This window comes from Pseudoalteromonas maricaloris (genome assembly GCF_024746855.1).
Classification (GTDB): domain Bacteria; phylum Pseudomonadota; class Gammaproteobacteria; order Enterobacterales; family Alteromonadaceae; genus Pseudoalteromonas; species Pseudoalteromonas maricaloris.
Map to the genome: position 1 here is coordinate 733188 of NZ_CP024626.1, position 14036 is coordinate 747223.

General features: G+C 41.3%; 10 protein-coding genes. 8 read left to right on the top strand and 2 right to left on the bottom strand.

What is annotated here, in order from left to right:
* The first annotated feature begins 75 nt into the window (after nucleotides 1-75).
* Both CTT31_RS21055 and CTT31_RS21060 read left to right on the top strand, forming a co-directional pair.
* Nucleotides 76-837, top strand: a complete 762-nt coding sequence (locus CTT31_RS21055) for a glycosyltransferase family 25 protein (protein WP_260492454.1) — start codon at nucleotides 76-78, stop codon at nucleotides 835-837.
* Between the two features lie 195 nt (nucleotides 838-1032).
* On the top strand, nucleotides 1033-1581 hold the full coding sequence (locus tag CTT31_RS21060) for a YkvA family protein (protein ID WP_211856991.1): 549 nt from the start codon (nucleotides 1033-1035) through the stop codon (nucleotides 1579-1581).
* 91 nt (nucleotides 1582-1672) lie between these two features.
* On the opposite strand, the gene CTT31_RS21065 is transcribed toward CTT31_RS21060, so the two are convergent.
* Nucleotides 1673-3451: a M61 family metallopeptidase gene (locus CTT31_RS21065; protein WP_260492455.1), complete on the bottom strand. Its 1779-nt coding sequence runs from the start codon at nucleotides 3449-3451 to the stop codon at nucleotides 1673-1675.
* 178 nt (nucleotides 3452-3629) lie between these two features.
* Between CTT31_RS21065 and CTT31_RS21070 the strand changes: the two genes are divergently transcribed.
* The 6 genes from CTT31_RS21070 (at nucleotide 3630) to CTT31_RS21095 (ending at nucleotide 10971) form a co-directional block, all read left to right on the top strand.
* Nucleotides 3630-5162 (top strand): diguanylate cyclase, encoded by a 1533-nt coding sequence (locus CTT31_RS21070; RefSeq protein ID WP_260492456.1) that lies wholly within the window; start codon nucleotides 3630-3632, stop codon nucleotides 5160-5162.
* Between the two features lie 103 nt (nucleotides 5163-5265).
* A complete protein-coding gene (gene ppnN, locus CTT31_RS21075; protein WP_211856988.1) occupies nucleotides 5266-6609 on the top strand; it encodes a nucleotide 5'-monophosphate nucleosidase PpnN in 1344 nt (447 codons plus the stop codon).
* Nucleotides 6610-6614: 5 nt separating this feature from the next.
* Nucleotides 6615-7385, top strand: coding sequence for a flap endonuclease Xni (xni, locus tag CTT31_RS21080; protein ID WP_260492457.1), 771 nt, complete (start codon nucleotides 6615-6617; stop codon nucleotides 7383-7385).
* Between the two features lie 139 nt (nucleotides 7386-7524).
* Nucleotides 7525-7908, top strand: coding sequence for a DUF3192 domain-containing protein (locus tag CTT31_RS21085; RefSeq protein WP_010377120.1), 384 nt, complete (start codon nucleotides 7525-7527; stop codon nucleotides 7906-7908).
* 167 nt (nucleotides 7909-8075) lie between these two features.
* Complete coding sequence (locus CTT31_RS21090; protein ID WP_039495288.1) at nucleotides 8076-9767, top strand: hypothetical protein; 1692 nt, start codon at nucleotides 8076-8078, stop codon at nucleotides 9765-9767.
* Nucleotides 9768-9963: 196 nt separating this feature from the next.
* On the top strand, nucleotides 9964-10971 hold the full coding sequence (locus tag CTT31_RS21095; protein ID WP_010377116.1) for an isocitrate dehydrogenase: 1008 nt from the start codon (nucleotides 9964-9966) through the stop codon (nucleotides 10969-10971).
* A 34-nt stretch (nucleotides 10972-11005) separates the two neighbouring features.
* On the opposite strand, the gene CTT31_RS21100 is transcribed toward CTT31_RS21095, so the two are convergent.
* A complete protein-coding gene (locus CTT31_RS21100) occupies nucleotides 11006-13978 on the bottom strand; it encodes an immune inhibitor A domain-containing protein (protein WP_260492458.1) in 2973 nt (990 codons plus the stop codon).
* Nucleotides 13979-14036 lie beyond the last annotated feature (58 nt).

Sequence of the window (14036 nt, forward strand, 5' to 3'; positions counted from 1 at the left end):
AGAGTTTCGTCATTTCACTGTCATACAAAAGTCGCACACTCAAAATGTAATTAGTTAGCGGATTTAAGACTCATTGTGACCAAACCGAATATTTTTCTCATCAATTTAGATTCTTGTACTGATAGACTCAAGGAATCTACTCTCCAGTTTGATAAGTACTCTCTACCCTTTGAAAGGATAAGCGCTGTAAAAGGTGCAGAGCTGAGCGCAGACGTTTTAGATACGAGTTATTGTAAGTTAAAAAACGCTAAGCAATATTTCCGGCCTTTAACATTAGGAGAGATAGGTTGTTATTTAAGTCATATAAAAGTACTGAGCAAAATTGTTGAGTTAGAACTGCCCTATGCTTTTATTTTTGAAGATGATTTCCAACTACACGACGACTTAGCACAGATTGACCAACTGATCGCTTCATTGCCATTTGATTGGGATATGATCAAGCTATTCCAGTCTCAGAAGAACAAGCGCACTCCGATTGCAAGCTTTCCGCTAAATAAATCACTATCGTTATTTATGCAAAATAAGGTACCAGCCGGAACCGTTGCCCAGCTTGTAAGTCTCAAAGGGGCAAAGAAAATATTATCCACATCAATTCCTTTCGGCAGACCGATTGATATTGATTATCAACATTTTTGGGAAAAAGATCTGAGTGTTTTTGTAATGAGCCCTTGTCCTGTTAGCCATGGTGAAAAGTTTGCGAGTACCATAGATAGAGCTCCAAGTGTTACAGGAGCAAAACGGTATTTTTGGCGCAAACAATTGCTACAGATACATAAGTTTATAAAAAACAAGTTTTATCGCGGGCTGGTTCTCAAACGCTATCAACAACACTTCTAGTTATATGGTGCGAAAGCCGCTGTACGCCTTTTGAACAATGGGTTTTATACTTGTACGTAATAGAGAAAAATTCGTGTTAAAAGTGTAATTTATGGGAAGACTTCTGAAAAAGATGTGCTAGTATCTAAGATTATTGCAATAAGTTTAACTTTTTGCTTAAACCATTAATAATAACAACGTTGAGGGAGCACAGACGTGTCTATAGAAATCAACTTTGAACTCTCTGATTCAGATCTTGAACACTTCCGTGGAATGATGAAAGCTGCTATTGAAAAAAGTGGCGATGTAAGTGATGCCGAAATCATTGCTAAAGCGCGTGATTTAGTGGCAACAATGGAAAAATCCAACCTTCCTGAATTTGTAAGCACTCGTCTAATTTCGTTACAAACGCTAATTGACGCAGTGTTAGATGAAGAATGGCAAATGCCTGAAGATGAAAAGCGTGAGATCATGGCTTCTCTTGCTTACTTCAGTGAGCCTGAAGACATCGTTCCAGATCATATCCCAGTATTGGGCTATGTCGATGATGCAATTATGATTGAACTTGTGTTACAAGAGCTGTCGCTAGATTTAAAAGCATACCGTGAATTCTGTGGCTTTAGAGCTACTGAAGAAGCAAGACGTGGTGATAATGCTAAGGTCGATCGTGAAAGCTGGCTTGCGGGCACACGCGCTCAGATCCGTTCTTCTATGCGTAGAAGTCGTTCTAAAAACCGTTCACGCTTCTTTTCTCGCATTATGTAAGTTAAGTGGCCCTAAGCTTAGCTAATTGCTTTTTAGCTTAGGGTTGTGGACTATAAAAGGGCTGATAATCATCAGCCCTTTTTGATTGCCATTATTTTATTTCATTTGGGTGAGAAACCCCCATCCACGCTTTATAAATTAACGCTTGCTCGCTTGATGGGTTAGGTGTAAATGTTATCTTTTTAGGCTTATCATGGTCGCGGTCAAGCTTGATTTTCGTATTCATCAACTTATCACGACGGATAAAATCTACCGTGATTGTTTGACCAGGCTTGAAGTTTTCTAAGCTCGCTTTTAAATCTTTACGAACATGGTGTTTATCAAATGCAACGATAAGGTCGCCTGCTGTTAGCCCCGCTTGCCATGCATTCCCATCTCGAGCTACATGGGTCAGCTCCAGTAATTCACCCTTTTGTCTTGCCATACCATCTAAGCTAGCGATCATTTTAGCCGACTCTGGATAATCATAAACAAGTCCTACTTTGTCGAATAACTTGTCAAAGTCTATGTTCGCTGGTGTATTAACATATTCATTCCACCAAGTATTGTAATCTTGACCGGTAAGCGCTTTTAGGATGTTTTTAACATCTTCACTGGTGAAGCTGTTTGGCAGTTTATGCTGTTGGTAAAGCGCTTTATGAACGTCACGGTAGCTAATTTTTCCGTTTGACTTTTCGAGTAAATCGATATCAAGTGCCATGGACACCAACGCACCTTCTGAATAGATATTGGTGCTGTAATTTATCCCATGATCGCCACCTTGATTGATCCATTTATCAAAGCTCGTTGCAGCAACCGACTGAACATGACGACCAGGAGTTTTCAAATGACGATTAACACGCTTAGTCAGCATTTTAAGGTATTCGTCATTGGTGGTGATCCCTGCACTTAGCAGCAAATAATCCTCAAAGTAGCTGGTTGAGCCTTCAGCTAGCCACAACAAATCCGTGTAATTTGGTGCGACGTAATTATAAGGAACCATACCCGCAGGGCGATAGTTTTTGACATTCCACGTGTGGATGAATTCATGTGCTGCTGTAGAGATAAAACCAATATAGTCATCTCTTTCTTTAAAACTGTCTCTATGTCTTTGAATAATCGTCGAGTTTAAGTGCTCTGTTGCCCCTCGTGCACCACTGGTTGCATGCACCATAAAGACATAACGGTCATAAGGATAATCGTGCCAAATGAGCGTGCCGGTTTGAACGAGTTTTTTAAGATCAGCGAGCATTTGGTCAACGTCATAGTTGCCCTCGCCCCAAATAACTAATTCATATTTGCGGCCATCTACTTCAAATTTGTGTAGCTGATTAATACCAGTTTCAATAGGGGAATCTAACAATATGTCGTAGTTATCGGCTTTGAAGCTGTGTTTTGAATCGGCAAAGTCCATACCAGAGACAGAACGCCAGCCCTTAGGTACATTGAGTTCAACAGAAACAGGCTCAGATCTGAAAGATTCACTAAACATCAAAAAGCCAGATGCATCAATAAACGCGTGGGTGTCATCTATGTGTCTGGCTCGAAGACCTAACTCATTGGCATAAATCTGATATTTAACCGTCAGCTCGGTAGGCTCGCTAAGGTGTACACGCCATGTGTTTTTATCAATTTTTTCCCATTTTTGTGCTTGCCCGCTTTGAGATTTTGCGTCAAAAAAGCGTACGCCGTTGGCTAAATCCAATATCTCGTAGCGACCTGTACGCCAATCTGGAAGTTGCACATCAATGCTTGATTGTGAGGATTTTGGAAACTTAACTTCTACTTCTGCAAGGTGATGCTGTGGTTGTGTAATTGAAATATGGTAGTCGACGTCAGCATAAACACTAAAGGTTGCTGTACATGCTAAGGCAATAAGACTTTTCTTCATTATTTTTGTTTCGGTAATTCGAGATAAAATCAATTTACCAAATCAGCGACTTACACGCGAAGTAATATCGATGAGTAAACAGCAAACTCCGATACTTTACCGTGTTAAATTTCTGCGCATAACGGCGTAATTTGTTGTAGACTTAGTAACTAAGAGATTATTTTATGATTGGAAATCTGTGACTGACAATGCCGTAATGCTCGAGCAGAAATTAAAGCAAGCCATAGAGGCTAGAAAAACGCTTGAGGATGCAAGAAAACAACAAGTAGAACTCCTTACTCAATTTGCTGCAAAGTTATCTTTAGCCTGCAAAGGGCAAGATGTTTCACTTGATAATCAGTTAGCTAAATTTCGTATTGCACTTAATAAAGGCGTCGATTTTGAGCTGCTTGTGCCTTTTATTGACGGAATTTCCGAGCCGCTAAAGTCACAAGAAGTGACCAATTCAAATAATCAAAAAGCATTGCAAACGGCAATTCAGCAAAGCGGAAAGTTACTGCAGAAGCTCAAGGGATTACCAGATGAGTCGCGCAGAAAGTTGCGTCATTTATTGGATGTAGAACTTGAAGATATCAACTCTACTAATGCTTATATCCCCGCGTTAGAGTCTTTGGTTTCTATCTACCATACGGTTTTACAATCAAAAGTAGAAATTACAGAAGAAACATCTCATAGCCATCACCCAGAACTAGCTGCTGAACTTCAAGCTTTGATCAACGAATTAATTTTCGAAGATGAAGTAATAGAAAAGGTTAAAGAGATCCGCGCAAGCGTTGCGGAAAACAACAGTTTAGATAATTTATATTCAGCAGCGACAGAAATCATTAAAATTATTGCGCAAACGATTGCCAAAGAGCGCCAATCCGCACAAGGTTTTTTGGTTTCACTGAATCAAACACTGGAAGAGCTACATCGCTCTATTGTTGAAACTACGGCGCGTTCAAAATCAACATCTAAAGAACTTCAGTCGTTAAACAATAAAATAGAATTAAAAATTCAAAACTTAAATCAGCAAACCCAAAACGCTAGCTCAATAACTGAGCTTAAAGCCTTGGTCGACAATGAGTTGAAACTCCTGAGTGCTGATTTGATAGAGCGTGAAAAGCTTGAAAAACATGAACGAGAGGCGCTGCTTGACTCGTTTGATGCAATTAATAATCGTATTAACACCTTAGAGTCTAAAGTTTCAAATTATAAAAAGCGACTCAGCGAACAAAAGTTCAAAAGCCTATTGGATAGCTTAACTAAGTTACCAAATAGAGCTGCTTTCGATGAGCGTCTAACCCATGAAATGCACCTATTTGAGATAAACGACTCAGATGTAACGCTGGTTGTTATCGACGTTGATCACTTTAAATCTATCAACGACCGTTATGGTCATAGTGCAGGCGACAAAACATTGCAAGTGATCGCACGAGCCCTTAAAAAGTCTATTAGGAAAAGCGATTTTATCGCACGCTACGGCGGCGAGGAATTTGTTTTGCTAATGCCAGGTATGCCGCTCACTCATGCTCAAAAACCGCTTGAAAAAGTAAGGCAAGTCATTAAATCTATACCATTCAAATTTAAAGAAAAAGAAGTCGAAATTACGATTTCTCTCGGTGCTACTCAGTTTGTCAAAGGGGACACTGCGTTGGGTGCCTTTGACCGAGCTGATGCAGCGCTTTATGAAGCGAAAAATAGCGGGCGAGATAGATTGTGTTTTAAGTAAATAGGGTTAACTTGGGTAAAGGCTGAGTGGCGAGACATTATGCTCGCCCCCGTTTTGCTTAGTTATGCCAATTCGCTGCGCATTACAAACAAGGAGTAAGCCTATGCAAGTAGAGCTAAACCCAACTGGGGTTCTTAACTTATTATCTAGATTGGAAGTCGATTTACTTCAGCAGTCAACCACAAGTGAGAGATATAGGCTTTTTAGAAATTGTGCATTGGCGGTATTGAATGTAGGTAGTCATACCGATTCCAGTTCTGAAATCTACGATAAATACGAAGATTTTGATATCCAGCTACTCGCACGCGAGCGAGGAATAAAAATTGCGTTAAGCAATCCCCCCGAGTCAGCTTTTGTCGATGGTCAAATAATCACCGGTATTCATGAGCATATATTCTCTGTGATCCGCGACATACTTTTTATCTGTCAAAAATACCACGGTGAAAACAAATCGCCGGTAGAAATTACCCATATGGTTTTTGACATGCTGCGTAATGCTGATGCGCTTGAAGTGAATAAAGACCCTAACATGATTGTCTGTTGGGGTGGTCATTCAATTAATGAAGTTGAATACAAATACACCAAGGAAGTGGGTTATCAACTTGGGCTTCGTGGCCTAAACATTTGTACTGGTTGTGGGCCGGGCGCAATGAAAGGCCCGATGAAAGGAGCAACAATTGGTCATGCTAAGCAACGGATCTCGAATAACCGTTATTTAGGCCTTACCGAACCCAGTATTATTGCCGCTGAGCCGCCTAATCCTATTGTTAATGAATTAGTGATTTTGCCTGATATTGAAAAACGTTTAGAAGCGTTTATACGCATTGCGCATGGCATCATTATTTTCCCAGGTGGCGCTGGAACAGCTGAAGAGCTGCTTTATTTATTGGGTATTTTGTTACATCCAGAAAACGAAAAGCAATGTTTACCTGTGATATTAACAGGCCCTAAAGAGTCGGCTGCATATTTTGAAGAACTCAGTGCCTTTGTTGAAAAAACACTCGGGAAAGAAGCTCTTTCTAAGTTTGAGATTATCGTAGACAATCCAGAGCTGGTAGCCAAAAAGCTCAAACAATCGATGGCAACGGTGCGCGAGTATCGTAAGTCTGAAGGTGATGCCTATTACTTTAATTGGACATTAAAGATTGAAAATGATTTTCAGCATCCATTTGCACCAACCCATGAAAATATGTCGGGCTTAGACCTACACCTTGAGCAACCAAAACAATTACTGGCCGCTAACTTAAGACGTGCTTTTTCTGGTATTGTTGCCGGTAACGTGAAGGATGAAGGTATTACAGCAATTAAACAACATGGTCCGTATGAATTAAGTGGTGATAAATCACTGATGGCCGATATGGATAAGCTGCTAGGTGCATTTGTGACTCAGGGGCGAATGAAGCTACCTGGAAGTAAATATATACCGTGTTATAAAATTAAAGCTTAGAGTGAATGAATAATTTGTTGTTAATAGATGCGCTTAACCTTATCAGGCGCATCTATGCTGTTAACGAACCAAAAGGTAATAAAGAACAAGAGGCCCATATAAAGGCCTCTTGTCTTCGTGTAGAGCAAGCTACTCGTAGCTTGTTACGTAAAACGGGAGCGACACACGCCGTTGCGGTCTTTGATGGTGATAAGAGTTGGCGTTATCACTTCTACCCAAAATATAAAATAAGCCGTCAACCAATGCCCGAATTCCTAAATCAGAACCTCGATAGGTTTTCAGAAGCGTTTGCAAGTGTTGGTGTTAAATCATTTAACCCGGAACATGATGAAGCTGACGATGTGATAGCGACGCTTGCCTGTAAAGCCGCTGCTGCCAACGTTAACTGCACGATAGTATCGACTGATAAAGGCTTCTTACCCCTGATAAATGATGCTATCTCTGTGTACGACTATTTCAAAAAGTCGATAATTTCTATTGAAGATATCAAAAGTCGATTTTCTGTCACCCAAAGCAAGCTCGAAATGTTTTGGGCACTAAGTGGCGACAAGACGAACGATATTCCAGGTGTGACTGGGGTTGGGGTCAAGACGGCGCAAGAGCTGCTGGCAAAGCATGACGACTTTGAAAGTATGCTAAAAGATGAGACCGTAAAGCCTGCTGTAAAAGCAAAATTAGAGGCCGGAGCAAGCGACTATGTTACCAGCCTTGCGCTAGTGACACTAAGAAGAGATATTGAAATTGGCTTTAGTTTGAAGGATATACGAGTGGTTTGAAGGGACTTTTGATTAGCAATGTATTACATCGTCGCTAAGCGCTAGGCGAATGTAGATGACTTTGATATATTGCATACAAGCGTATCTCAGTTATTGCAGATACAAGGTCCGTTTTACCCATTCTTTATTGAGCAGTTAGATGATTAGGAAAATACTACAGTACATATTTCTTGGCCTTGCGGTTTACGTTACTGTGGTGTTTCTCGTGATCAATTATTATAAAGATGACCCGCAAGCGATGATTTGGCAGGACCGAGAAGCGTTTAACAATCGTTTCATTCGTAATCTTAGCCTTGAAAAGCCGACTGAGTTAGACACTGTGTTAGATACCTTGGGTAGCCCGGATCTAACGTATGTAAAGAAGAAACAAGACAATACGATTGTACAAATTGTGTTTTATCGTACTCAGCTTGTAAAACCAGATGGTATTACTACGGAAGATGAATGCACCGGATTATTGTTTGAAAATGGCATATTAAAGCTTTGGGGACCTGGTGCTCGGGTCACATTTGATAAAGTGTGATACCAATTAGATTAATTTTCCAACCAATTTGAAGGGTACAATACCATATTAGCTTCGTTAACAACGCCTCATTTAGAACAACTAAATAGCAAAGTGTTTGCCTTGCTAACAAAGCTATTTTACCGTTTTAAAATAGAGCGTTTACTTAATAAAATTGGTAAAGATAGATGGATGCAAGGATAGTTACTAGTAAAACGCTGTTCGCGATAGCCCAAGGTACACACAAAGTATTACGTCTTTATTATCACAAAGAGAAGTGGTCTTCTATCTACCCCACCCTAGTTAAACTTGCACAGCTTTATATGGACTGTTATGAGTCCTCGCCTAGTAGCATGCATGGGCAGCTTGGACTGTATTCACAAAACTTAGGTTACAACACTAATCTGGTCATGAATCAAAATGTGTTGGTTTGTATGGCTTGTCATCACTTAAAGTTTTCTCGTGCGGTAACCGAAGAGCTATTGCTTGCAAGCTTTGCGGACTATTTATGCGTAGCGAGAGAAAGCGATCAACTCGCAGCAGGTAAAAAGTTAGATGCACAGCAAGATAAGCTTTGGAAAGTTCGCCATCAATTGGCCGTACAAATACTGAGTGATGGGCAAACACCTAACTTGCAATGTTTGCGAATTTTATCTCGCCTTTCAAACTACGACAGCAAGCTAGTGGCTTCTACCCCTCAGCGCTTTAATGACCATGCTTCTTTGATTGTTGCAATTGCTCACCGATTAGCAAGCTTAATAACGCCAACACACAAGCAAAATTGCGTGGCTTTAGACAGAGCGATTAAGCTTCTTTATAGCAAGCTCAGTTATGCTTTTGCATTAAAAGTGCTGAGTGCAATTGCAGGGGCATTTGTTAAACATCCTGCGGGGTTGCTGTGCGAGATTAAAGGCGAAGTGGGCTTTTTGGTGATACAAAGCAATAGTGAAAAAATAATTGCTGTTGTCGAACAAGGGCAAACCAAAAAGCTGGCGAAGGCCAACCGTAAATTCCAGTTTCACTGTGGTTTAACTGCAACAACAGATGCAAAGCTACTTTACAATATCTGGGACCGAGCTGCTGAACCAGCAGCACTTCCATTCGGTTCTGAACATTTACATCTACTAGAAACAGTAAAAGCCTTATCTCACAGTCAATTTCAAAGTATTCGTGCACTTGAAAAGCTGATTTGCGAGTTCGATTCGGTGTCAAGTGCATTGCAGATCGCAGCAAAGCAGTATAACCGTGAAAATCTAAAAGCCGCATCGGTTAGGCACTCTCTCGCCATGGTAGGACTTGATGCAGCTGGATTACTGGCGCAGCGAGTATTGCTTGAGCAGATCATAGCCAATCATAAGCTTCCTTTCACAGAAGATATCGTGCATAAATATGGCGTAATTAGTCAAATCATCGCCTTATATGTTGGTGAAAGTTATGGTGAACAATTTGAGCGTTTATTGTCGCCATTTGCAGCGGTTATTGTATTTTTAGTGACTAAACAAGGGGTAGAGATCCAACATGCCACGGCACTCCATTCTCGTGAGTATTCAGAAGAACTAGTATCAATTGCTAACCTATTTGGGATCCGCGCAATAGCAAAAGATAAATACTTAGACTTTAATCAGCAGTACTTTGAAAAAAGCATTCTTCATAAGGCAATGCTAGATAGCGAAACGTTAAAAAAATCTCAGACCAACACACAGTGTAAACTATTCATTTTTATTAAACTGATTGCACTTAAAGTGATATCCCCCACTTTTGTGTTAACAGCATGGCAAAAACAATTAGTCGATGACGTATTAGCTGAAAGTCGTTTTGTTACCGCACAAAAGTTTGATGTAGCGCTACTAGAGGCCGGATTTTACTCATCTATTGCCTGATATTTATTCTATAAATACTATCAATAACAAGCATAAATCATATGTATGTCATTTTTTCATTCCATACTGGAATAAGACCTAATTAATTGCTATAAAACGCGGCTTAAACAAGCGAACGTACACCTTTGTTAATTTCTACTAAACTTAGTCTGCAATTCTTCTCGGGTGTATTCCAACTTTTGATAAAGGAAAAAACATGGCACAGCAAACCATCACAGTTATCCGTGGCGACGGCATTGGCCCTAGCATCATCGATTCAGCAATCGAGATCTTAAAAGCCGTAGGTTGCGACTATGAATACGAGTACGTAGACGCAGGTTTGGCTGCTTTAGAAAAAACAGGTGAATTACTTCCAGCAGCAACGCTAGAAGCAATTGAGCGTAACAAAATCACGCTAAAGGGCCCACTAACTACACCTGTTGGCGAAGGTTTCACTTCAATTAACGTGACATTGCGTAAGCATTTTGGCCTTTACGCAAACGTTCGTCCAGTTAAGTCATTTGAAGGTACTAAAGCACGTTACGATGACATTGATATCATTACCGTACGTGAAAACACGCAAGGTATGTACTCGGGTCTTGGTCAAGTTGTTTCTGAAGATGGCAACGAAGCGGAAGCAATGTCAAAGATCACTCGCGAAGGTGCCGAAAAGATCGTAACTTTCGCTTATGAGTTAGCACAGCGTGAAGGTCGTAAGAAAGTAACAGCGGTTCACAAAGCGAACATCCTAAAATCAACTTCAGGTCTATTCCTTAAAGTTGCTCGTGAAGTGGGTGAGCGTTACCCTGAAATTGAATCAGCAGAAATGATCGTTGATGCCACTTGTATGAAACTTGTAATGACACCTGAAGAGTTTGATGTGATCGTCACAACAAACCTTTTCGGTGATATCCTTTCTGATCTTTGTGCGGGTCTTGTTGGTGGTCTTGGTATGGCGCCAGGTGCAAACATTGGTACTGATGCTGCCATCTTTGAAGCGGTTCACGGTAGCGCACCAGATATCGCAGGCAAAAACCTTGCAAACCCAACTTCTGTTATTCTAGCTTCAATTCAAATGCTTGAGTACTTAGGCGAAGCTGATAAAGCGGAAAAAATCCGCAGTGCAGTAGCTGACGTTATCAAGAGCGGTGACCGTACAACGCGCGACCTTGGTGGTAGCCACGGCACTACCGATTTCACACAGGCGGTAATTGAGCGTCTTTAATTCTTAACGCTCAATTTAATCCTTGGGTGGTGCGTTAGCACCACCTTCTTCTTAATCCCACTAGTACTCCACCAATTAACGCAAACCATCCGATACTGCCGCCAGACGATCCGCTATCACCAGAGTCCGTCGGCGTTGTTGTTGGTGCCGTCACTGTGATCTCAACAGTGCCTTTCGCGCTTTGATCTGCACCATCCGATAGCGTTAACACGACATTATATGTGCCCGCTTGAGTGTAACTGTGCGTTGTAGTTAAACCAGAACCTTGCGTGCCATCACCGAAATCCCAATTAGCTTGATAGTTACCATCACCACCAGCAGCAGTTGCGACAAAGCTTGCCTGTAAGTTAGATGTGGTCGCTGTGGCTTCAATGCTTAGTGGTACTACGACTGTCACTGAGGTTGATTTAGTTACCGCTTCACCTTCGGCGTCTTTCACATTAAGTGTTACCGTGTACGTGCCGCTTAGCTCATAAATATGTTCAACTGAGTTAGATGATGCTGTTGTCCCATCACCAAAGTTCCATTCAAGCTCATAAGGCGCTGTGCCACCGATAATTTCGGCACTGAAGATAAAGCCTTGCCCTACTGCGGCTGCTTTGATATCGCCGACTGCAAGCGGGATTGGCTCGATGTTGCCAACGCTAACATTTGAACTTAACGCTGAACTGCTCCCGTCAGCTTTGGTTCGTGTGAACATTACCGTATAGTTGCCAATATCTTGATAGCTGTGAAGAGGTGAAAGCGCGTTACTTGTTTGACCATCACCAAAGCTCCACAAAAAACTATCTGATTCGTTTAATGCTAAACCTTTGACATTAAACTTAACGGTGTTCTGAGATTGTACTTGAGTGATTTTAGGGTCGCTGAGATAAATTACACCGACTTGCGCACTGCTTGCATCTTCTTCTATGGTATTCAATCTAAGTTGAACACCAAAACCAGGCAAACTAACACCTGACTCTTTTTGGATGGAGAAAGTGTAATCCTGAGTATCATCAAACGTACTGATTGGCGTGAGATGTTGATCGCCAAGACCTGCTTTTTGAGTATCTAAACGCAGTGTTGCATCTTTGACCTGAATAATACTCGTTGCAGGTGTCGTACCGTCGGCTTTGAAAATTGGGTTTTGGTCTTGGTCAATTACCAACATATCGCCAGAACCTGGGTGTAACGAAGTAGAATTATTGCTTTGTCCATCGTTGCTGTACCACATCAACACACCAGAATTATAACCAGACAAAGACAAACCCGCATCCAACCCTCTAAATGAGCGTAAATGCGCGTAGTAAGCGTTACTAGGTTTAGCTCTGTAACCTGATATTTTACGAAAACCGTTGTAGACTAAGTCGTTTGTTGGCTCTGCGGTATTGGTATAAATTTGCGTACCATCCGCTGTCACTGCGATGTTATCTAGTAATACCCCTTTAAGTGTTTCAAAATCGTCAGTTTGATAAACGAATGTTACGGTGACAGTTTGTCCTCGGTACGCTGAGATATCAAAATCTAGCGTAATTGGGTTAGCCCCAAAAGCAGACGACTCGCCATCCATGTAATTAGTGACACTGGCATAATTTGGATGATTTGATTTTGTGGTATTGCCTGCAATTGGCTGTCCATTTACCGCCACTTGGAAAATATCGTAGTTAAGCTCGATACTATAATTTGCAAGCATGGATAATGAAATTTGGCTTGCGTTAGGCAAGCTTACGGTAAAACTTGCTTGGTTATTGAGTTTGTCGTCTTGTCCGGAGTAATAGTGATAATTTCCATCAAGTGGCGTTACAAATTCCTCTAGTTCCGCAGGCAAATTTATCTTTATTTGATTCGTAGTACCATTGTTCGCCCCAATATCTGTGAGTGTTACCGTTTGTTCTGTACTCAAATCATCAAACGTGTACTCGGTTTGGGTTAACCAATTACCTGCGTAATTTTGTTGCAAAAACTCAAGGCTTTTAGGGGAGAACTGGGTGGGTTGCGAGCCACTTAATTGACCTAAGTAACTGCCTGAAGACATGACTGACCAAAGCGCAACAGGTTCACCTATGTCATTGGAATTTAAGTCGTATTCGTCCGGTAATCCGAGGTCATGACCAAACTCATGGACAACCACACCGATTGCAGCATCAATAGGATTAATAGTGTAGTTATAAACCTTGTAATTGGTATCTGGAATTGTCTTTGGCTGGTTGTTTTCATCAAATACGAAGAAGCGATGTGACCAAATTGCGTCAGTATCTAATACGCCGCCACCTGCTTCTTGACCGATACTTGAATGAAATAACATGACATGGTCAATAATGCCGTCAGGCTCAAGGCGGTTGCCATCACCATCTATGTCATTCAAATCTGTTTTATCGTACTCAGATAAGTCGATATTAAATTGGGTCACAGCTTTGCTTACAGCTTCGAATACCAACTCTTCCGGTCGTAAGTCTCGGGTATCGCCTTCTTGTTCACCATAGTAGGCTGCATTTTGAGCGGCTCTTACCCAGCCAAATGCATTGCCAGATACCTTAAAGCTGCCCCCTGAGGCCGCTTGATAAAACTGGGTAGCGGATTGCAACGATTCACTGTTCGGTCCGTTATAGCCACTATCCGAATACAATAATGATTGGTAGTGAGACGCGGGGTAGCTTGGGTAGTACATATCCGTATCACCCGGGTTTAGTCGGTTTTGGTCGTTAGGCAAATCCGGGAAATCGACCAGAATAGCAAGGATTTTGGCTTCATTAAGTGTTTGCGCCGTGCCTACCGCAAATTGTTTGCCCAACTTAGTATTGCCAAGGTGCACATTTTTAATTGCATAAGGTGTTTTTATTTGGCTGGCAATGGGCTTTGTTTTGGTGAATTGCTCAATTGCAATTTTCCGCTCGTATTCACTCAGTGTGCGGCCGAGCTTTTTCTCCTGCCAGTAGATAACCTGATCTTTGTAGAGCACCTGCGCTGACGCAGCACTTGATAGCAGCGTGACCGATGACAATATGCTTAGTTTAAAAATATTCATCTAAGAGACCCCAGTACAATTGAGTTTTAAGTTTAGCATTTTTATCGCTTTGTTCCCG